At 68.2% G+C, this 19,240-nt stretch carries 18 protein-coding genes; 8 read left to right on the forward strand and 10 right to left on the reverse strand.

What is annotated here, in order from left to right:
* Positions 1 to 59 precede the first annotated feature (59 nt).
* The gene (locus ACFWY6_RS06640) at positions 60 to 650 is read right to left on the reverse strand and encodes a TetR/AcrR family transcriptional regulator (protein ID WP_384687064.1); all 591 of its coding nucleotides are present in this window, start codon (positions 648 to 650) and stop codon (positions 60 to 62) included.
* A 159-nt stretch (positions 651 to 809) separates the two neighbouring features.
* On the opposite strand from ACFWY6_RS06640, the gene ACFWY6_RS06645 reads away from it, so the two are divergent.
* Together ACFWY6_RS06645 and ACFWY6_RS06650 are read left to right on the forward strand one after the other, a co-directional pair.
* On the forward strand, positions 810 to 4,127 hold the full coding sequence (locus tag ACFWY6_RS06645; RefSeq protein ID WP_384687066.1) for a S41 family peptidase: 3,318 nt from the start codon (positions 810 to 812) through the stop codon (positions 4,125 to 4,127).
* 113 nt (positions 4,128 to 4,240) lie between these two features.
* The gene (locus ACFWY6_RS06650; RefSeq protein WP_384687068.1) at positions 4,241 to 4,447 is read left to right on the forward strand and encodes a hypothetical protein; all 207 of its coding nucleotides are present in this window, start codon (positions 4,241 to 4,243) and stop codon (positions 4,445 to 4,447) included.
* Positions 4,448 to 4,989: 542 nt separating this feature from the next.
* On the opposite strand, the gene ACFWY6_RS06655 is transcribed toward ACFWY6_RS06650, so the two are convergent.
* From ACFWY6_RS06655 to ACFWY6_RS06665, 3 genes are read right to left on the reverse strand one after another with little or no spacing between them, the layout of a single operon-like run.
* Positions 4,990 to 5,865: an SDR family oxidoreductase gene (locus ACFWY6_RS06655; RefSeq protein WP_384687070.1), complete on the reverse strand. Its 876-nt coding sequence runs from the start codon at positions 5,863 to 5,865 to the stop codon at positions 4,990 to 4,992.
* Positions 5,862 to 6,869, reverse strand: coding sequence for an alpha/beta fold hydrolase (locus ACFWY6_RS06660; protein WP_384687072.1), 1,008 nt, complete (start codon positions 6,867 to 6,869; stop codon positions 5,862 to 5,864). Before ACFWY6_RS06660 ends, ACFWY6_RS06655 begins: the two co-directional genes overlap by 4 nt.
* Positions 6,866 to 8,464 carry a flavin-containing monooxygenase gene (locus tag ACFWY6_RS06665; RefSeq protein WP_384687074.1) on the reverse strand — a complete coding sequence of 533 codons (1,599 nt, stop codon included), beginning with the start codon at positions 8,462 to 8,464 and terminating at the stop codon, positions 6,866 to 6,868. The genes ACFWY6_RS06660 and ACFWY6_RS06665 overlap by 4 nt, the downstream gene beginning before the upstream one ends.
* Before the next feature lie 175 nt (positions 8,465 to 8,639).
* Here ACFWY6_RS06665 and ACFWY6_RS06670 point away from each other — a divergent pair, with 175 nt between their 5' ends.
* Positions 8,640 to 9,278: a MerR family transcriptional regulator gene (locus tag ACFWY6_RS06670; RefSeq protein ID WP_266869748.1), complete on the forward strand. Its 639-nt coding sequence runs from the start codon at positions 8,640 to 8,642 to the stop codon at positions 9,276 to 9,278.
* Between the two features lie 23 nt (positions 9,279 to 9,301).
* Here the strand turns inward: ACFWY6_RS06670 and ACFWY6_RS06675 are convergent, their stop codons facing one another.
* Together ACFWY6_RS06675 and ACFWY6_RS06680 are read right to left on the reverse strand one after the other, a co-directional pair.
* The gene (locus ACFWY6_RS06675; RefSeq protein WP_384687076.1) at positions 9,302 to 10,336 is read right to left on the reverse strand and encodes a DUF6528 family protein; all 1,035 of its coding nucleotides are present in this window, start codon (positions 10,334 to 10,336) and stop codon (positions 9,302 to 9,304) included.
* A 76-nt stretch (positions 10,337 to 10,412) separates the two neighbouring features.
* Complete coding sequence (locus ACFWY6_RS06680; protein WP_384687078.1) at positions 10,413 to 11,216, reverse strand: exodeoxyribonuclease III; 804 nt, start codon at positions 11,214 to 11,216, stop codon at positions 10,413 to 10,415.
* A 66-nt stretch (positions 11,217 to 11,282) separates the two neighbouring features.
* On the opposite strand from ACFWY6_RS06680, the gene ACFWY6_RS06685 reads away from it, so the two are divergent.
* On the forward strand, positions 11,283 to 11,795 hold the full coding sequence (locus ACFWY6_RS06685; RefSeq protein WP_384687080.1) for a GNAT family N-acetyltransferase: 513 nt from the start codon (positions 11,283 to 11,285) through the stop codon (positions 11,793 to 11,795).
* 795 nt (positions 11,796 to 12,590) lie between these two features.
* Here the strand turns inward: ACFWY6_RS06685 and ACFWY6_RS06690 are convergent.
* The 4 genes from ACFWY6_RS06690 to ACFWY6_RS06705 all read right to left on the reverse strand — a co-directional run bounded on the left by ACFWY6_RS06690 (position 12,591) and on the right by ACFWY6_RS06705 (position 16,971).
* Positions 12,591 to 12,992, reverse strand: coding sequence for a hypothetical protein (locus ACFWY6_RS06690; RefSeq protein WP_384687082.1), 402 nt, complete (start codon positions 12,990 to 12,992; stop codon positions 12,591 to 12,593).
* Positions 12,993 to 14,528: 1,536 nt separating this feature from the next.
* A complete protein-coding gene (locus ACFWY6_RS06695; protein ID WP_384687084.1) occupies positions 14,529 to 15,251 on the reverse strand; it encodes a creatininase family protein in 723 nt (240 codons plus the stop codon).
* Between the two features lie 14 nt (positions 15,252 to 15,265).
* Positions 15,266 to 16,468 (reverse strand): helix-turn-helix domain-containing protein, encoded by a 1,203-nt coding sequence (locus tag ACFWY6_RS06700; protein ID WP_384687086.1) that lies wholly within the window; start codon positions 16,466 to 16,468, stop codon positions 15,266 to 15,268.
* A 128-nt stretch (positions 16,469 to 16,596) separates the two neighbouring features.
* Positions 16,597 to 16,971 (reverse strand): GntR family transcriptional regulator, encoded by a 375-nt coding sequence (locus tag ACFWY6_RS06705; protein ID WP_384687088.1) that lies wholly within the window; start codon positions 16,969 to 16,971, stop codon positions 16,597 to 16,599.
* A gap of 138 nt (positions 16,972 to 17,109) precedes the next feature.
* Between ACFWY6_RS06705 and ACFWY6_RS06710 the strand changes: the two genes are divergently transcribed.
* From ACFWY6_RS06710 to ACFWY6_RS06725, 4 genes are all read left to right on the forward strand, one after another.
* The gene (locus ACFWY6_RS06710; protein WP_384687090.1) at positions 17,110 to 17,460 is read left to right on the forward strand and encodes a hypothetical protein; all 351 of its coding nucleotides are present in this window, start codon (positions 17,110 to 17,112) and stop codon (positions 17,458 to 17,460) included.
* A 5-nt stretch (positions 17,461 to 17,465) separates the two neighbouring features.
* Complete coding sequence (locus ACFWY6_RS06715) at positions 17,466 to 18,797, forward strand: FtsK/SpoIIIE domain-containing protein (RefSeq protein WP_384687092.1); 1,332 nt, start codon at positions 17,466 to 17,468, stop codon at positions 18,795 to 18,797.
* A gap of 82 nt (positions 18,798 to 18,879) precedes the next feature.
* Positions 18,880 to 19,047: a hypothetical protein gene (locus tag ACFWY6_RS06720; RefSeq protein WP_384687094.1), complete on the forward strand. Its 168-nt coding sequence runs from the start codon at positions 18,880 to 18,882 to the stop codon at positions 19,045 to 19,047.
* Positions 19,048 to 19,053: 6 nt separating this feature from the next.
* On the forward strand, positions 19,054 to 19,236 hold the full coding sequence (locus tag ACFWY6_RS06725) for a hypothetical protein (protein ID WP_384687096.1): 183 nt from the start codon (positions 19,054 to 19,056) through the stop codon (positions 19,234 to 19,236).
* Positions 19,237 to 19,240 lie beyond the last annotated feature (4 nt).

Here is a 19,240-nt window from a genome sequence, read left to right on the forward strand (position 1 = left end):
GACGACGTGAGCGGGCGCGTCAGGAAGGGGGGTGGGCTTGTGTTTGTGCGGGGAGTTGGTCAGACGCCGAGGGCGGGGAGGATCACGGCGTCGACATAGGAGGCGAGGAAGGCACGGTCGACCGTGCGGTCCTCGATCAGGTCACGGGCGACGAAACCGCCGACCAGCATGTGGATGACGTAGTCCAACGCCGGGTTGTCCGCGTCCACTTCGCCGCGGTCCACCGCTCTGCGCAGCATCGTGTTCAGGCCGGTGATCTCCGGCTCGATGAGCAACTGCCGCATCGCCTGGTGGAGTTCGGGGTTGTCGTGCACGGCGTGGAACAGGCCCCGCATCAGCGCGGCGTCCCGCTCCATCTGACAGTCGTCCGAACGCGCCATGGTCGCGTGGAAGTCGCCGCGCAGGGACCCCGTGTCGATGTCCTCGATGGACACCGGCTTGTTGTGCCGCAGCGCCCTGGCGATCAGCTCCGGCTTGCTCCCCCACTGGCGGTAGAGGGTGGCCTTGCTGGACCGGGTGCGGGCGGCGATGGCGTCCATGGTGAGCGCCTCGTACCCGACTTCGCGGAGCAGATCGAGCACGGCCGCGTACAGCTCGGCCTCGCGCTCGGGCGTGATCCGGCTGCGCCGCGCCGTTGCCGCCTCAGCCATGATCCCTCCACTCCTTATCGAAACTGTTCCGTACGCCATGACTGTACCCCCAGCCTTAGCGAAACGAAACCGTTTCGTACGTGTGCTGGGTCACGCGCTCCCTCCGCCGGGCCGCGTGTACGAGTTGCCGCGCCCTGCGCACCGGAAAAGCATGGTGAGGTGACCGACGCGCGCGACGACACCCATGCCGACCCCGCCTACCTGCGGTTTCCGCACCTCAGCGGCGACCGCCTCTGTTTCGCGACCGAGGACGACCTCTGGGTGGCCCCACTGGCCGCGGACGGCGCCCCGGCCGGCCGCGCCTGGCGGGTCACCGTCGACCGGACCAAGGTGAGCCACCCGCGCTTCTCGCCGGACGGCCGCCACATCGCGTACACGACATGGCGCAGCCTCGACCCGGAGATCCATCTCGCCCCGGTGGACGGCGGTCCTTCGCGCAGACTCACCTATTGGGGGAGCACCGACACCCGCGTCTGCGGCTGGTCCCCCGACGGCGACATCCTCGCCGTCTCCTCGCACAACCAGCCCTTCTCCTACTTCTGCTGGGCCTACAGCGTGCCGACCGACGGCTCGCCCGGCGGCCGGCTGCCCTGGGGGCCCGTCCATGACATCGCGGTCACCGACATCGACGGCGAGCGCAAGACGCTGCTCCTGACCGGTCGGCCGCCGCACGAACCGGCTGCCTGGAAGCGCTACCGGGGCGGTGCGATGGGCCGCATCTGGATGCACGGCGAGCACATCCTCGCCGACATCGACGGGCAGCTCGACGCCCCGATGTTCGTCGGGGGCCGGATCGCCTTCCTCTCCGACCACGAGGGCGTGGGCAACCTCTACTCCTGTCTGCCCGACGGCTCCGGCCTGCGGCGGCACACCGACCACGACGCGTTCTACGCCCGGCACGCGTCCAGCGACGGCACCCGCGTCGTCTACCAGTGCGCGGGCGACATCTGGATGGTCGACGACCTCTCGGCGAACTCCGAGCCGCGCCGCCTGGACGTACGGCTCGGCGGGCCGCGCACCGGGCGGCGGGTCTACCAGGTACCGGCCGCGCAGAACGTCGACGCGCTCTCCGTGGACACGACAGGCCGGGCCAGCGCCGTCGTCGTACGCGGCAGCCTGTACTGGCTCACCCACCGGGACGGGCCCGCCCGCACCATCATCGACACCCCTGGCGTACGCGTCCGGCTCCCGGAGATGCTCGGCACCGGCGGGCAGGTCGCGTACATCACCGACGCCGATGGCGAGGACGCCGTCGAGATCGCCTATCTCCCGCGCGCCAGCGGCGACCGCGAGCCGCGCAGGCTGGCGAGCGGTGAGCTCGGCCGCGTCCAGGAGATGGTGTCCGACCCGGACGGGGAGCGGCTGGCCATCGCCTCCAACGACGGGCGGCTTCTGCTCATCACTGTGTCTGATGAAGCGGCTGCCGCCGCGGGAACCGAGGAATCCAACGGCGAGGTCACCGAGCTGATCCGCTCCGTCAACGGGCCCGTGCGCGATCTCGCCTTCTCCCCCGACGGCGCCTGGCTGACCTGGTCCCACCCCGGCATCGGCCGCTCCCTGCGGCAGATCAAGATGGCCCGCATCGAAGGTCCGGGCGCCCGCGCGATCGTCGACGTCACCAACGGCCGCTTCGAGGACGAGAACCCCGTCTTCACGCGCGACGGGCGGTATCTCGCCTTCCTCTCCTGGCGCGGCTTCGACCCCGTCTACGACGTGCACACCGGCGACCTCTCCTTCCCGCTCGGCTGCCGCCCCTACCTGGTCCCGCTGTCGTCGGCGACCCCGTCCCCCTTCGCGCTCTCCCCCGACGGCCGTCCTGCCGCGGGCGGGCTCGACCCGGTCGAGGAGGGCGACAGGGACGGCAAGGGGGAAGGCACCACCACCGTGGAGGTCGAGGGCCTGGAGAGCAGGGTCACGCCGTTCCCCGTCACGGCATCCAAGTACTCCGCGCTCCAGCCCGTCAGCGGCGGCGGCCTCGTCTGGCTGCGCTGGCCGATCTCGGGCGCGCTCGGCGAGACCTTCGCCAACCCGGCCGACACCTCGGGGCGCCCCACCCTCGAATACTTCAACATCTCCAAGGCCAAGAAGTCCCAACTCGTCGAGCACCTCGACTGGTTCGCGGTCAGCGGCGACGGAACGCGCCTCGTCGTGGTCGACGAGGGCGACCTCAGCGCCGTGCCCTCCACCGAATCCGGGGACAGCGACACCACCGTCTGGATCGACCTGCGCCGCATCCTGCACGAGGTCGACCCGCCCGCCGAGTGGCGCCAGGCCTACGACGAGGCGGGCCGCATCATCCGCTCCTACTTCTGGGAGCCGGACATGTGCGGGATCGACTGGGACGGGGTGCTCGCGCAATACCGTCCGCTCGTCCAACGCGTCGCTTCGCCCGACGAGTTCGCCGATCTGCTCCGCGAGGTCCTTGGCGAGCTGGGCACTTCTCACGCGTACGTCTCCGCCGCGCGCCGCAACGAGGGGCCTCCGCACTATCAGCGCGCGATGGGCCTGCTGGGCGCCAACCTGGTCTGCCGGGACGGCAGTTGGACGGTCAAGCGGATCCTGCCCGGCGACTCGTCCGACTCCAAGGCACGCTCGCCGCTGGCCGGTGCGGGGATCCGCGCGGGCGCCGTCCTCACGCACATCGACGGCCGCCCGGTCGACCCGGTCGCCGGGCCCTGGCCGCTGCTCGCGGCCGCGGGCGGCACGACCGTGGAGCTGACGTTCCAGCCGGCGGAGGGCGAGGGGCGCGCGCGGCGCGTCGCGATCGTCCCGCTGGTCAACGAACGGCCCCTGCGCTACCAGGACTGGGTGGCCAAACGGCGTGACGTCGTACGGGAGTTGAGCGGCGGCAAGTGCGGCTATCTGCACATCCCCGACATGGGCGGCTCGGGCTGGGCACAGTTCAACAGGGACCTGCGCCTCGAGGTGTCCAGGCCCGCCCTGATCGTGGACGTACGCGGCAACGCGGGCGGCCACATCAGCGAACTGGTCATCGAGAAACTGACACGCAAGATCCTGGGCTGGGACCTGACGCGGAACGCCCAGCCGGTGTCGTACGCGTCGAACGCGCCGCGCGGCCCCGTGGTGGCCCTGGCCGACGAAGCGACATCCTCCGACGGCGACATGATCACGGCGGCGTTCAAGCTGCTCGGCCTCGGTCCCGTGGTGGGGCAGCGCACCTGGGGCGGTGTGGTGGGCATGACCGGGCGGCACCGGCTCGGCGACGGGACGGTCATCACGGTGCCGATGAACGCGGGCTGGTTCGACGCGTACGGCTGGTCCGTGGAGAACCACGGCGTCGAGCCGGACCTGGACGTCCTGCGCACCCCCCTGGACTGGGCGGAGGGGCGGCACGCCCAGCTCGACGACGCGGTCGGCCTCGCGCTCGACCTCCTCGACCGGCAGCCGGCGGCGACTCCGCCGGGCTATGCGGACGTGCCGGACCGACGCCGCCCGAAGCTGCCGCCGCGGGAGTAGCGGGGCTCTTCTCCGGTGTGATTACTGTCCGTTGATGATCGAAATGCGTGGGATGTACCCCCGTGTCAGTCTGGTCGAGGCCCTTCCAACCTCACCCTCTAGGAGTGAACCGCATGGGCATCAAGGACCAGTTCGAGGACAAGGCTCAGGACCTCGCCGGCAAGGCGAAGGGCGCCATGGGCGACAAGCGGGACGATGCGGGCGAGCGCGCCTCGCAGGAGCGGGACGAGGCGAGCGAGCGCACCTCGCAGACCTCGGACGAGACGCAGCGTCTTGCGCAGGAGCAGCAGGACAGGTTCAACCAGGACTACGACGCCTGACGCTGGCGCTTTGCTTGAACGGTGAGGCCCACCCGGAGGCACCGGGCGGGCCTCCCCGCATGCCTGCCGCGGCCCGGCAGCTGCCCACCTGCCGCACAACACTTCCCGCCCACCCACCCGATTGCCCCGCAGCTCCCCACCTGCCGCGCCGTGCCGTACAAACAACGCCGCCGCTTCGCGCCGGATCTTTCCCGCCCACCCACCCGATTGCCCCGCAGCTGCCCACCTGCCGCGCCGTGCCGCACAGCGCCGCCGCTTCGCGGCGGATCTTTCCCGCCCACCCACCCGATTGCCCCGCAGCTGCCCACCCACCCGACTGCGCGCCGAACCGACCGCCCCCCCCTCGCTGTGGGCAGGCGTTCCGCAGGGCGGAACGGGTGGGCACAGCGCACACTGCCGGGTGAGCGATGGAGGGGCGGCAGGCACAGCGCGCACTGCCGGGCAGGCAATCGGCCAGGGCAGCAGGCACAGCGCACACCGCCGGGCCAGCAATCGGCCAGGGCGGCAGGCACAGCGCACACCGCCGAGTACGCAACCCCCCGCTACCGCCCCCGCGAGCTCTCATCGGCGGAGCCGCCCGCTCCGACCAGCCCCGTCGGGACACTGCCGAGCCGCGGCTCAAAGCGCCGCATCTCCCGCTGGCCGACAGAGCCGATCACCGCCGGCAGATACCCACGGATGCCCTGCATGCCCCGCAGCCACCACTGCGCGTACACATGGCTGGAGCGCCGCTCGATCCCGGCGACGATCCGGTCGACGGCAGGACCCAGCGGGTACGTCTTGTTGGACGGCCACGGCAGCCGCTGCCGCAACTCCCGCATCACGTCGTCCTGATCGGCCCCCCGCACCATGTCCGTGTCCGTCCAGGACAGATAACCGACGCCCACCTTCACGCCCTTGTACCCGACCTCCGCCCGCAGCGCATGCGCGTACGCCTCGACTCCCGACTTCGACGCGCAGTACGCCGTCATCATCGGCGCCGGCGTGATCGCAGCCAGCGAGGCGATCTGCAGCAGATAGCCCCGGCTCTCCATCAGGACGGGCAGGAACGCCCGCCCCGTCACCGCACTCCCGATGAGATTGACCTCGATCACGCGACGCCACGCGTCGGGGTCGGACTCGACGAACGGTCCGCCGCTCGCGACACCCGCGTTGGCGACGACGATGTCGACCTTCCCGAACCGCTCCTTGACCTCCCCGGCCACCCGCGCCATCGCGACGTGGTCCGTCACATCCACGTGCCACGCCTCGGCGTCGGTGTGCAGCCGCCCCGCGACCTGCTTCAGCTCGTCCGGCTCAAGGCCGACAAGGGCGATCTTCGCGCCCCGCGCCGACAGCTTGCGGGCGAGCAGTTCACCCACGCCCCGCGCCGCTCCCGTGACGACCGCGACCTGTCCCTCCAGGCTGACCTTGCTCATGCGCTGCTCCCCTCGATCTCGATCGCGATCTCGGCCCCGGCCTCGACGCCAGCCCCGGCCCCGGCCCCAGCCCCGACCTGCGGCTCGTCCACCTGCACCACGTACGTCTCCACAAGTTCCCGCATCCGCGCAGTAACCGCCTCCGGCGCCTCGATCGGCGTCATATGGCCTATCCCCGCCAGCTCGGTCAGCCCGAGCGAGTCCGGCAGCATCGCGGCGATACGCCGCGCGTGCGCCACCGGCGTCAGACGGTCGGACGCGCCCGCGATGACGGCGGTGGGCGCCGTCAACTCAAGGACCCCCGCGTCCAGTTGAAGCTCGGCCAGCACATGCGACCAGCGGTAGCGCACGACCCGCGGGCAGGCGTGCACGATCCGCGCGCACGCGTCCACCCGGTCCGGCGCCGAACCGGCGCCCATCGTGGCGTACTTGAGGATCCGCCGGGCCATCCCGGTGACAGGGCCGAGCGGCGCCTTCGCCCCGAGCACCGACCGCGTCACCCGCGTCCGCACCCGCCCGGCCCTCATCGGCACCACCGTCGACTCGGCGACGAGCCGCGAACTGCCGGTGCTGCACAGCAGAACGGCCCCCGCGTGCTCCCGGAACCCGGGCCGCGCACTGGCGGCCATCATCGTCATGCCGCCCATGGAGTGCCCGGCGAGCAGCGCCCGCTCCCCCGGTTCCAGCGTCGCCGCGAGCACCGCCTCCAGGTCGTCGGCGAGCGCGGTCGTGCTGTACCCCTCCGGGCCGGCCGGCGCGGCACTGCGTCCGTGTCCCCGCTGGTCGTACGCGATCACCCGGTGGTCGACCGCCAGGTCACGTATCTGCGCGGCCCAGAAGGCGGTCGAGCAGGTCCACCCGTGCGCTAGCACCACGGCGGGCGCACCGTCCGGCCCGTGCACCTCGACGTGCAGCCGCGCGCCGTCCGCCGACACGGCGGTCAGTTCCCGCGCCGCGGGAGGCGGCGCGAACGGCCCGCTCGTCACATGCGTCAGCCTGCTCATGCCCCGGCCACCTCGACCTTCTTGCCCGTACGCGCCTTGCCGTTGCCCTTGCCCGTCGCCGTCCCCGTCCCCGTACGCGGCTTCGGCACCGCGTCCGCCTTCGGCAGCCGCAGCACCTCGTACTCGGCGAGATCCACCTGCCGCGTGGCCTTGCGGAACTCGGTCGTCGTGCCCGGCCAGATCGTCGTGTTCACGCCGTTCGCGTCGAGGTACCAGCTGTTGCAGCCGCCGGTGTTCCACACGGTGCGCTCCATCCGCCGCTGCACCTTGTCGTTCCAGGCCTGCACGGCGCCGGTCCGCGCGGCGAGCGCGGCGCGGCCACCAAGAACGTCCAACTGCCGCATGTAGTCGGCGAGATAGTTCAGCTGGGACTCGATCATCAGGATCATCGAGGAGTTCCCGAGACCGGTGTTCGGGCCGATGATCGTCATGAAGTTGGGGAAGCCCGCCGCGGTCGCGCCGCGCAGCGACTTCATCCCGTCCTCCCAGGACTCCATCATCGTCCCGCCGTCGGCGCCGACCACGCGGTCGGCGATCGGCATGTCCGTCACATGGAATCCCGTACCGAAGATGATCGCGTCGACCTCGGCCTCGGTGCCGTCGGCGGCGACGACGGTGTTGCCGCGCACCTCGCTCAGGCCGCTGGCGACGACGTCGACGTTGGGCCGCGCGAGCGCCGGGTAGTACGTGTTGGACAGCAGGATCCGCTTGCAGCCGATGCGGTACGTCGGTGTCAGCTTGGCCCGCAGCGCCGGGTCCTTGACCGCGCGGTGGATGTTCCGCTTGGCGAGCTGCTCGACCGCGCCGAGCTCGTTCGGCCGCTTGGTGAACGCCTGGACCTGCAACTCCCTGATGCCCCAAAGGATTCCGCGCCGGGCCTGCGTGGTGAACGGCAGCTGGCGGTGAACCCAGCGCTCGGCCTTGCTGATGGCACGGTCCATGCGCGGCATCACCCACGGCGGGGTGCGCTGGAAGAGGGTCAGCCTGCCGACCTCGCGCTGGATGGCGGGCACGATCTGGATGGCGGAGGCGCCGGTGCCGACCATCGCGACGCGCTTGCCGCGCAGGTCGTAGTCGTGGTCCCAGCGCGCGGAGTGGAAGACCTTGCCCTCGAAGGTGTCGAGGCCGGGGATGTCCGGCAGCTTGGGGTCGGAGAGCGGCCCGGTGGCGGAGACGACGACGTCGGCGGTGAGCGTCCCGTTGCTGGTCTCGATCACCCACCAGAGCTGCTCGGCGTCCCAACGCAGCTGCGTGACCTCGGTGTTGAGGCGGATGTGCGAGCGCAGCCGGAAGGTGTCGGCGACCCGTTCCAGGTACTCCCGGATGTGCTCCTGGCCGGAGAAGGTGCGCGGCCAGTCGGGATTGGGCGCGAAGGAGAACGAGTAGAGGTGTGAGGGTACGTCGCAGGCGCAGCCCGGATAGCTGTTGTCCCGCCAGGTGCCGCCGACCGCGCAGGACCGCTCCAGGACGACGAAGTCGGTGATGCCCTCGCGGCGCAGCCGGACGGCCGCGCCCAGGCCGCCGAAGCCGGACCCGATGACCGCCACCCTCACATGCTCGTGTTCGCGCTCCCGCGCGCGCTCGTGCTCGGCCATGCCGCCGCCTCCCGAACTGCCGCTGACTCTGCCAGTGACCACTGGCGCAATGGGGAGACTAGAACAGCGACGTACTCATGGGTAGGGGTTGGGCAGGAGGAGTTACCGCCGGTAGAACACCCGCCCGATCCACACGGCATAGGCTGCTGCCGTGGCAGAGACACGCGAGTACCGCATGGAGGAGCTGGCCAGGGCGGCCGGCATCACAGTGCGCACCGTGCGCTTCTACCGTGAGCGCGGCCTCATCCCACCGCCCCGCCGCGAGGGCCGCATCGCCTGGTACGACGACCACCACCTGGCCAGGCTCCGCACGATCGCCGCGCTCCTGGACCGCGGCCACACCCTGAGCGGCATCGCGGAACTGGCCGAGGCCTTCGAGAACGGCCGCGACGTCGGCGAACTCCTCGGCATGGGCGGCCCCACCGAGGAGACCCCGGTCCGCCTCACCCCCGAGGATCTGGCCGACCACTTCGCCGGCGAGGTCACCCCCGAGAACCTGGCCGCGGCCCTGGACCTCGGCTATCTGGCCACCGACGGCGACGAACTCGTGCACGTCAGCCGCCGCCTCCTGGACGTGTCGTCGGCCCTGGTCCGCGAGGGCATCCCGCTGGCCACGGTCCTGGAGGCGGGCCAGCGGGTACGCGAACACGCGGACGCGCTCGCGGAGTTGTTCGTGACGATCATCCGCGACAACACACCGCCCGAGGCGGGCGACAAGAACATCGACCGTCTGCGCCCGCTGGCGAAGAGCGTGGTGGAGGCGGAACTGTCGATGGCCATGGACCGCCGCCTGGCTTCGGAGAAGTCGGACTGACACCAGCCCGCCCCATCCCGCTCCTACTTCGGCAGGAACCAACGCGCTTTATAAATACCGCCGTTGACCAAAGTGTACGAACTCGCGGGCTGATGCACGCTCACCTTCGTCGTCCACCACGTCTCCCCGAGTCCGCTCTCGGGGACGGTGCTGACGACCTGCCCGGTCCGCGGATCATCGCCGACCCCCTTCACCGACTTCCGGGCGATCTCCGCGGCCCCCGGAAAGTCCTGCACAAAGGCCCGCCCGGCAATGTCGTACTGAAAAACGGACGCGTTGGTGGTCACCCACAACCGCCCGGCCCGCCCCGCCACCGGGAAGAGGTCATGACCTCCCGGCGTCTTCCCCGGCGTACCCACGGGAAGCCCCACCGAGAACCGCCGGGTCAGCGTCGGCCGAGCCCGCGTCCCACCCACGGCATACGTCACCAGTTCGTCGTCACCGATGGCCCACAGCACCTCATGCGCACCGTCCCAGTGCAGCCCGTGCGCCCCCTTGAGCTCCGCCTCGGCGTACCGCGAGGCCCGCGGCCCCTGCGACGCCGCGTACAACCGCACCAGCGCGCCCGTGCTGCACGCCACCGCGACATTGCCGTCCGGCAGGATCTCCGCGCTGTGCGGATTGAAGAGATCGTCGCCGGGCCCGATCGCCGCGCCCCAGTACCGCCGCCCCGACGGATAGTCGACGACGGCGGTGAACCCGAAGGACGCGGTCGTCAGGACGTACGTACGCCCCTTGAGTCTGCGCACCTTCGACTCGCTCGGATACACCCAACTGTCCTCAGGCCGCAGGTCCTTGTACCCCGGCTGCCCCAGCGGCGAGAACGCCCACCGCACGACGGACGGGTCGGCCTGCGTGTCCCAGACCCTGCGCCGCGGATCGAGCACGAGGATCCGCCGGGTCGCCTGTTCGGTGAGGAGCACGGGCGGCGTGCCCCGGGGCACCCCGCCCGATGCGGCGGCGGACGACGCGGCGGTCAGCGGCAGCCCCGCCCCGATCCCTGCGCCCAGAGCCCCGAGCAGCACACCCCGACGAGACGGCAATGACATACCGGACATGAAGTCTCCCCCACACGGCTGACAGTTGAGTCATTGTCAGGTACGTGCCCGCAACATGCCATGGCACCGCGCGGCCTCACATGTCGTAGACCACCGTGACGGGCGCGTGGTCCGACCACCGCTCCGCATGACTGGCCGCCCGCTCCACGAACCCCTTGACCGCACGCTCCGCGAGCCCCGGCGTCGCCACGTGGTAGTCGATCCGCCAGCCCGTGTCGTTGTCGAAGGCGCGCCCGCGGTAGGACCACCAGGAATACGGCCCCTCGACATCCGGATGCAGCGCCCGCACGACATCGACATACGCGCCGTGCTCACCGTCGAAGACCTCACCGAGCCAGGCACGCTCCTCGGGCAGGAAGCCCGAGTTCTTCTTGTTGCCCTTCCAGTTCTTGAGGTCGGCCTCCTGGTGCGCGATGTTCCAGTCGCCGCAGACGACGACCTGGCGCCCCTCGGCGGCGGCCCGCACCTTCAGCCCTTTCAGATACGTGAGGAACTCCCCCATGAAGCGGATCTTCTCGTCCTGCCGCTCCGTGCCGACCTCACCGGAGGGCAGATACAGGCTCGCGACCGTGACCCCGGGCAGATCGGCCTCGACGTACCGCCCACTGCCGTCGAACTCCTGCGACCCGAATCCGATCTGCACCCGCTCCGGCTCGCGGCGCGTATAGAGGGAGACACCCGCGCGCCCCTTGGCCGCGGCCGGCGCGTGCACGACATGCCAGCCCTCGGGGTCCCGCACCTCGTCCGGCAGCTGCTGCGGCTCGGCGCGCACCTCCTGCAGGCAGAGCACGTCGGCCGAGGTACCGGCGAGCCACTCGACGAAGCCCTTCTTCGCGGCGGCGCGCAGCCCGTTCACATTCACGCTGGTCACTGTGAGCATCCGGGAACGATACCGGCACACTTAATAAGGAAGCGCACGCACTCGCATAGAAGTACGATACTCCGCATGACTATCCACCCGCCTCAGCAGTCGGCCGCGGTCGAGCTCCGCCCCACCCCCTTCGACCACCCCGACGCGATCAAGCTGAACGACCGTGTCCAGCTCGAATACGCCGAGCGGTACGGCGACGAGGGCGATGTCACCCCGCTCGACCCGGCGATGTTCCGCCCGCCGGGCGGCCTCTATCTCGTCGCGTACGACACGAACGGCACCACCCTGGCCACCGGCGGCTGGCGCGCCCACGAGACGAACGACGAGGGGTACGCGGACGGCGACGCCGAGATCAAGCGGATGTACGTCACCCCGGAGGCCCGCGGCCTCGGCCTCGCCCGCCGCATCCTGGCGGCCCTCGAGGACGACGCGCGGGCGGCGGGCCGCACCCGCATGGTCCTGGAGACCGGCACGAAGCAGCCGGAGGCGATAGCCCTCTACACCTCGACCGGCTACACCCCGGCGCCCACCAAGTTCGGCCACTACCGCTTCGAGAACCTGAGCCGCTGCTTCGTGAAGGCGCTGTAGTCCTTCATGGCGCTGCAGCCCTTCAAGACGCTGCAGCCCTTCGGCACACGCAAAGATCCCGCCCGGTTCGATGAACCGGACGGGATCTCATGTGCAGTGGACCTGTGGGGATTTGAACCCCAGACCCCCTCGATGCGAACTACGGGCGTAGTGGTCGCTGAAGCCTCGTCGGCTGGTCGCGAAGTCGTCGGGGATCGGCGGAACACGCTGGCGGTCGACACGGTTGCGGTACTTCTCTGCTGTACCGTCACTGCGCTTGCCACGGTTCCACGTGATGGCACCTCGCTTGCTGGGTGTAGCCACCGGGAACATCCACGCTGACGGCATCCCAGAAGGGGACAGCTTCGCGGAAATGCCCGCCGCCCGTGTGCCACTCGATGCCGGGATAGGCGCAACGCAGAGATCGAACAGCGGCTGAGGCGAGTCCGCAGCGTTCGTAGCCTGGGTAGGAGTAGGGCGACTCCACCCAACCGATTTCGCATTGCTGGCACACCACGTACTCGACCTCGAAGGCGATGTCAGATCCGTAGTACGCAGTTCGGATGCGCCAGCCCGTTCGCTCGTAGGCTCCGGCTGGTCGGTCTACCCAGGGTCTCGGTGGGGTGGAAGTCCGGTCGAAGCGAAAGGTCTCGGGATATAGCCATCGGTGGATACGATCACGCCAAGTCGGCTTGTCGGGCCACTCCTGCACCCAAAGCACATGGTCGGCGAGTCGAGCTAGTTCACGGATCGCGGCTTCCTTCGCCACCGTGCGCTCTTGCTCTGCGGACCTGTCAGGGTCGCTGTCCGATCCCGTCACAGTTGCTCAAGGCCGAGCTTGGCCAGTCGGGAACGTATGGCGGTGGGCTGTCGTCCGAACTCGGCGGCCAGCTCGTCGAAGTCGTGTTGACCTTCGCGATAGAGGGTCATCAGCTTGGCTTCGTCTTCGGCACTCCACGGCTGGCCGAACTTCGGGAAACGGGCCCGAAGCTGCTCCGGATCTTCCCGCCTGCCGCTGCCTGGGACGGTTGCCACTTCGACGGATTCGATCATGTTTACGGGGAAGCGGGCGCGCTCCACCTCGGCGATCCACAGGATCAAATGATCACCATCGAAGGTGATGCGGTCGGCTGGAACAGTTGTTGCTCGTCGTAAGCAGTCGGCGTCGTCTGGGTCTGTGATGTAGTCCGTGAAGCTGATGCGGAACGATGTGCGCACAGTAGCCACCCCCATGGCTCCAGCCTCCCGCACGGGACGCCTTCACGACAGACCACCCAAGGTCGGTGGAGCCTCGATGACCGAGTCAAGTCGACCGCACGGGCGCAGGGGCGCCAGCTCGGAAGATCATGAATACGGACCGGCCCTCACAGATCGCACAATTGCCGTATTACCTTGGGTGGTTGGATCTGCGACCCTCACCCTATGAGCTCAACGGGCGCACCATGGCCCAGCGTTAGTTCGCCGGGTCCCCACCATCTGTGCAGCGTCGGGAGGGGGCACCCTGGTGGCTCTTACTGCACACGACCAGCGCAGTTCACGTGCAATAAGTGTGGGGAGCGGTTCTGTGGTCTCCACTTCAACGTAGCTCGCGGCGTTTGCGTCGGATGCTAGGTCGGTGGAGCGGCTTTGGGCTGGAGCTGCTTTGGGGCGAGTGATCATGGCCCCTTACGCTGGCCGCGATTCGGGTGGCTCCTAGCCTGCCCGCAATGCCCGAATCGGGGCCATGATCTTAGAGGCTCGCCCCAAAGTGGCTGCGTAAAGCCGTGGAGCCGACCGCCTCAGCCACAACCCGTCTTGTCCTCTCGCCCACCTCCCCCTCACCCTTCAGCCGTCTTCCGGTGCCGTAGCGGGGCCTGGCACCACACTCTGGAGTACCGGCCCTTGCAGGCTCGGCGAAGCAGTGCCCCGGTCCACCGGGTGCACGCCTTGGGGAGTGTCCCCGCCCCTGTATGGGCGTGGCTGTGTGCCTCCGGTGAGCGGGTTGGTCGTGTGCGCCTGGGCTGACCGCCCTAGCCGGTGGGCCTCGTCCATGGAAGTGGGTTCGCCGACATCGTGCCGCCACCGCGATCCGGCCTTGTTTGTAAAGCACAAAGCGTCTTTTGCCCTTGCTTGTAGGGCACCCCCCTCGGCCCCATGCTTTGCTCTTCGCCCCTTGTGGGCGCGGCCGGTCGACGGCGCGCGCTCCCACTGGCGTAGACATGGTGGGGGCGTGCGGCGGCGGCCGGACGGCGCCGCCGCGCTTTGCGCGGCTACTAGATCCTTTGCGGATCTACCTAACTCTGTTAGGCCTTTTGGTCTTAGGGGTCTGCCCGTTCGTTTGTGACTCGGGCTGTTGTTGTTCTTGGTCTTTTCCCTCTTCAGAGGCCGGATCGCGGTGGCGGCACGATGTCGGCGTACACGCGTCTCCGTGGGCGTTGGCCCTCGGGTGTGGGTGGTTGGTCCGGGTGCGTGTGCGGCCGGTCTGCGCCTGCCGGTGGGCATCGTGCCGATTTCCTGGGGTGCGGGGCTCGACCCGCGGGTGCGTTCTCCGGCTGACCGGGCACGAGCTGGCCGACCGAGCCACTCACAGAACCAGGACTCATCGGGGTGTGCACGCCCTGCCCTCGACCGCTGGTCCGCCGATGCGGCACCGGAAGGAACGGCACCCTTTCCCCCGGACCTCTCCCTGCTTCCCCGCCCAAAGGGCGGGGCTTGATGATGTAGGGAAAGTCTGTCCGCGCAGCTTCGCTGACTGTTGCTTGTTGGACAGCCTGATCAGTCGGCGTCTGCGCCAAGGACTCTGAGGTGCTCCGCGAACGAGGTGGTAAGGCTCGCAAGAACACCCTTGCCCTTCTCCGCTGTGGCGTAGGACGGGAAGCCCAAAACTCCCGATTCGCTGTGCGCCCTCAGGCCGAGAGTTAGTAGAAAATCCCGCCAATCGCCGTCGTGATCAGCAGTCTGGTATCCATCCCGTACGAGGTCGGGCGCCGCGTAGAGAAGGATGGAGGTCTCGACCTCTCCCGCGTGCATATCGCTGCGTCCATCCGAGCCCGTAACGAGACCTCCATGGTGGCGGGCTTGCTCCCAGTCGCGACCCTGCGGGAACAGAGACACGCACGGTCCATCGGCGTTGGCCTCCTGGACGATGTTGGAGAGCACATAGTTGCCTCCATGTCCGTTGACAATGACCAACTTTGTGATGCCAGAACGGCGTAGCGAGACGCGGATGTCGTCAACTAGAGCGATCAAGGTTTTGGCGCTGATGCTTACCGTGGCTGGCCACGCCGAATGTTCGTGGCTGCACCCCATCGTGATGGGAGGCAGAAGGTGGACGTTGTACGTGCTGGCGATGTCCTGGGCCATGATGCAGGCGATCGCGGTGTCAGTGATCAGAGGGAGATACGGCCCATGTTGCTCGTACGCCCCTACTGGTAGGACGGCCACTTGGGGGGCACACTCTTGGACCTCGGGACTGGTGGCAGTCGGCAGCAGGTACACACGGCTCCTCTTGATCAAGTCAGGCGTTTGGCGCCCTTCATGTCGTCCAACGTAGCGTTCAGATCAGCAATTTCCACCAGTTTCCTCCACGGTGCAAGGTGCCCTTGCAGGCGAACCAGTTCGGCAAGGATGCGAGCTGATCCGGTCTTCTCCGCGATGACTGCCGCCTGAACTGCTGCTTCGTAGGCACCTTCAACGTCTTCGAAGAGGGCGTTGGCTGTCGCCAGGCGTGCAAGGCAGAGACCCCGGTCCCGTTCTTGGACAGCTGGCCAGTGTTCGAGGCTTGCTTGGTAGGTCGTTACGGCAGGTTCAGGTTCCCCGAGGCTTACGGTGCCGTTGGCGCTCTCCATTTCCACGTACGCCACGGAGCAGTACCCGGCAAGGGGGTCGGCGTCGTCGCCCGCGGCCGCCTCGACCATGGCCTGTTCCACGGCCCGTTTGTACTCGGTCTTCTCCCCCAGAGCCGCCTTCGAGTTCGCTAGCTGCCTCAGAGCCGAGGCGCGTAGTCGAGGTGTGATCTCCGGGGAGAAGCGCAGTGCAGCGCTGGCTAGCCCTGCCCCTTGTCCGGCGTACCCCGCTTCCGTCGCGATGTTGCTGCGTCGTTGCAGAATGTGGGCGCTGAGGTGGGGATCTCCCAGTTCTTGAGCCAACTCCATGGCAAGCCCGGTCCAGTTGGCGGCTTGTGTCGTATGCCCAGTGTCCTGGAACAACCACCCGATGAACTCCGAGTACCGAGCGCCTACGCGCAGCACCTCGTCTCGTAGGGCGCCACATGCGTCTTTGACAAGCTCGTCTATCAGGGGCATCTGGCTCTGGACGGCTGGGAGCAGGAACTGCGGCCCTACCAGTGGTTCTGCCTGCGCGTGTTGAAGGAGAACAGAGTCGAGGTAGTTCAGCATCTCCGGATTGACCGGAGATGGGAGCTTCCGCTGAGCAGGTAGCACCAACGTGGATGGAGCTGCGAGCAAGGTCATATCAGTTGAAGGGGTGTCAAACCCCAGCTCAGCTGGTGCTGCCGCGTAGACCTCGCAATAGAGCAACTGATATTCGGTAGTAACCGCTCTTCGGCCGTTCTCGTGCATGGAGACCAGGGTCTTCAGGCTCGTTGCACTGCGAGGCGATAACCCGAGGCGCTCAACGGCGGTTAACATCCTGTTGATCAGCTCGGCCTGGGTCCAGTTTCGACTTTGCCTTACCTCGCGCAGTTTGACGTTCACAGCGTCCCCGTAGCGCAGGAGTTAGCAGGGTCTCCATGATGCCCCAAAACCCCTATCTACGTGGAGAGTTAACGGTTAACTACTGGCCCGTTAACCTTCGTCCACTGCGGAAACGTGCGATCTGCGGCTTACTGATTGTCAGCGGGACCACGGCGATCGTTCTCCAACTCCGCCACCCGGTCCCGAAGATCAGAGAGTTGGGAGGTCACATGATCGAGTCGTTCGGCGAGTTCGTCCAGACTTGCCACGGGTGGAACTTGATGATTGTCCGGAGCCTCACGAACGAACGTCCCTCGCCCTTGCTCCTTTAGCGCCAAACCGGCCGTTGCGAGCTGACCGTAGGCACTCTGGACGGTCATGTAACCGACGCCCAGGAATTTGGCCAGCCCACGGGCCGCGGGGAGTTGGTCACCCGGGATCAACTCGCCCCCAGAGATCTTGCTTCGATAGTGCGCAGCGATCTCTTTAGCGGTCGGCTTCTGCCCCTGGGCCCATCCATCCATGCAGGAAGCGTACCGCCCCCCTAGGTCAATCTGCCTTCAGAGCGGCGCACCCCATTGACAGACAGATTGATCTAGTTCACTCTGACATTAAGCAGGAAAGGTGACCTCGGTCACCACCCCGAAGAGAGGATTCAGCCCATGCGGATCATGCCTCTGAACCCGGAGCGCTGGACGTCTGTGATGTTGATGCAGGCCCCGGAGCCGAAGCTGAAGAACAAGAAGACGGAGGAGAAGGCGTACGACACGAACACCGGCGAATTGCTGATGAGCGTCAACGTCGCCCTGATGAACATCGACGGGAAGCCGGACGTGGACACCTTCACCATCCCCGAGTCGGGGATCGCTGACGGTCTGGTTCCGGGGATGCAGGTGACGTTGGTGGAGCCGTTCGGCCGCCCGTGGGAGAACGAGTACGGACACGGCATCACTTACCGCGCGACCGCCGTGATGGCTGCTCCGGTTCCGGCCATGGCCAACGGCAAGGGCTGATCGCCATGACCGAACTCTTAGTGCTCGCTGCCCTGTTGGTGCTGGTGGCCCTGGTAGCTCGGGTCAAGGCTCCGGCTGTGTACTGGTCTCTGTTCGGTCTTCCGGCCGTCCTGTACCGGGTGCTCTCGTCGTACCGGCGCACCATGGAGGCGTGCGAACTGACCGTCTCTCCACCGTGGTGGCGGGTGTTCTCACACGTTCCGTCCGCCCGTGATCAAGTCCCTCCGGGCGTCCCGCGGATTCGAGGCATAAGGCCGACGACGACCGGTCTGCGGCTTCGTCTGCGGTTGGCTGCGGGGCTGGCTCCGGATGATGTGGCCAAGTCGGCTGATCGGCTGCGGCATGCCTGGGGCGTGTACTCGATGCATGTCGCCGAACTCAAACCCGGCGTGGTCGAACTGCGCATGACCGGCTTCGACATCCTGGACCGCGTGCGGATGCCGCGTCGGCTGGCTCCCGGCCCGCTGTCCGCGGTGGTGGCCCTGCGCGAGGATGGACGGCCCTTTGTCCGCGACTACCGGAAGATCCCGCACGCACTGACGCTGGGCGCGAGCGACTCGGGTAAGTCGATGTACCAGCGGTGTCTGATCAAGGCATTGGCCCCGCTGGATGTGGCGCTGGTCGGCATCGACTGCAAGCGCGGTGTGGAGCAGGCCCCGTTCGCCGAACGCCTCTCCGCCCTGGCCACCGACCCGGAGCAGGCACAAGGGCTGCTCGATGCCCTCGTGACGGAGATGGAAGACCGCTTCGACCTGCTGTGCCTGCATCAGGGCATCGACCCGGGCACCCCGCTGGAAGACATCACGTCCGACATCTGGGGCCTGCCCAGGCACCTGCGCCCGGTGCCGATCGTGGTGCTGATCGACGAGATCGCCGAACTGTTCTTCGTGGTCTCCACCGATGACCGCAAGCGCCGCGATCACGTCGTCACCCAGCTCGTGCGGCTGGCCCAGCTGGCCCGTGCGGTCGGCATCTACCTGGAAGTGAACGCACAGCGCTTCGGCACCGATCTCGGCAAGGGCGCCACCGCCCTGCGCGCGCAGCTCACCGGCCGTGTGGTGCACCGCTGCAACGACAAACAGACCGCCGAAATGGGCCTGGGCGACATCAGCGACCTCGCCGTACCGGCCGCTACCTCCATCGCCCCGGAGCGCCGCGGCACCGCCATTGCCGGGGACACCTCGGGCGGCTGGACCCGGATCCGCACCCCCAAGACCAGCCTGGGCGAAGTGGCCACGGTATGCCGCCAGTACGCCCACCTGGTCCCGCAGCTCCCGGTCCTGCACCCCTTCCGCCCGGCCCGCACCGAGGTCCCGGCCCCCGCTACGACTCCGTAGCCCCACCGCATCCACGGTCGGCGTGACCGCTTCGCGCCACGTCCCTACCCCTTCCATGCCCGAAACACAGAGAGGAACCGTCATGAGGCTGGCACGCAGGAAGCACAAGACCGAGGTCTACGACGCCGGGTTCGGCTACTTCAACTTCCAGTGCTCGTGCGGAGCCACCGGCCGCGCGATCCAGCACCGGGACGAGATCGCCACCAAGGCCCGTCTGCACGTCGAGGACGCTGCACGCCAGAAGCGGTGACGGCGGATGGCCCGCACGAAGCCTCCGACTCGCCCGGCGATCGTTTCCCGGCCGTGTACCCCGTGCAAGGGCAGCGGCGAGGTACCGATCACGGTCCGCGTCGGCCGCAAACACCGTGTCGTCGGCAAGCAGACCGGCATCTGCCTGGCCTGCTTCGGCACCGGCAAAGCCCCGATCGACAAGGAGTGAGCAA

Origin of the sequence: Streptomyces sp. NPDC059037, from assembly GCF_042740015.1 — a bacterium.
In the GTDB taxonomy this organism is placed as follows: Bacteria; Actinomycetota; Actinomycetes; order Streptomycetales; family Streptomycetaceae; genus Streptomyces.

What these genes read in the sequence shown, in the direction of transcription:
- ACFWY6_RS06640 (WP_384687064.1), bottom strand. Translation starts at nt 650, where the DNA reads ATGGCTGAGGCGGCAACGGCGCGGCGCAGCCGGATCACGCCCGAGCGC.
- ACFWY6_RS06650 (WP_384687068.1), top strand. Translation starts at nt 4,241, where the DNA reads ATGGGCATCAAGGACCAGTTCGAGGACAAGGCTCAGGACCTCGCCGGC.
- ACFWY6_RS06655 (WP_384687070.1), bottom strand. Translation starts at nt 5,865, where the DNA reads ATGAGCAAGGTCAGCCTGGAGGGACAGGTCGCGGTCGTCACGGGAGCG.
- ACFWY6_RS06660 (WP_384687072.1), bottom strand. Translation starts at nt 6,869, where the DNA reads ATGAGCAGGCTGACGCATGTGACGAGCGGGCCGTTCGCGCCGCCTCCC.
- ACFWY6_RS06665 (WP_384687074.1), bottom strand. Translation starts at nt 8,464, where the DNA reads ATGGCCGAGCACGAGCGCGCGCGGGAGCGCGAACACGAGCATGTGAGG.
- ACFWY6_RS06670 (WP_266869748.1), top strand. Translation starts at nt 8,640, where the DNA reads ATGGAGGAGCTGGCCAGGGCGGCCGGCATCACAGTGCGCACCGTGCGC.
- ACFWY6_RS06675 (WP_384687076.1), bottom strand. Translation starts at nt 10,336, where the DNA reads ATGTCCGGTATGTCATTGCCGTCTCGTCGGGGTGTGCTGCTCGGGGCT.
- ACFWY6_RS06680 (WP_384687078.1), bottom strand. Translation starts at nt 11,216, where the DNA reads ATGCTCACAGTGACCAGCGTGAATGTGAACGGGCTGCGCGCCGCCGCG.
- ACFWY6_RS06685 (WP_384687080.1), top strand. Translation starts at nt 11,283, where the DNA reads ATGACTATCCACCCGCCTCAGCAGTCGGCCGCGGTCGAGCTCCGCCCC.
- ACFWY6_RS06705 (WP_384687088.1), bottom strand. Translation starts at nt 16,971, where the DNA reads ATGGATGGATGGGCCCAGGGGCAGAAGCCGACCGCTAAAGAGATCGCT.
- ACFWY6_RS06710 (WP_384687090.1), top strand. Translation starts at nt 17,110, where the DNA reads ATGCGGATCATGCCTCTGAACCCGGAGCGCTGGACGTCTGTGATGTTG.
- ACFWY6_RS06715 (WP_384687092.1), top strand. Translation starts at nt 17,466, where the DNA reads ATGACCGAACTCTTAGTGCTCGCTGCCCTGTTGGTGCTGGTGGCCCTG.
- ACFWY6_RS06720 (WP_384687094.1), top strand. Translation starts at nt 18,880, where the DNA reads ATGAGGCTGGCACGCAGGAAGCACAAGACCGAGGTCTACGACGCCGGG.
- ACFWY6_RS06725 (WP_384687096.1), top strand. Translation starts at nt 19,054, where the DNA reads ATGGCCCGCACGAAGCCTCCGACTCGCCCGGCGATCGTTTCCCGGCCG.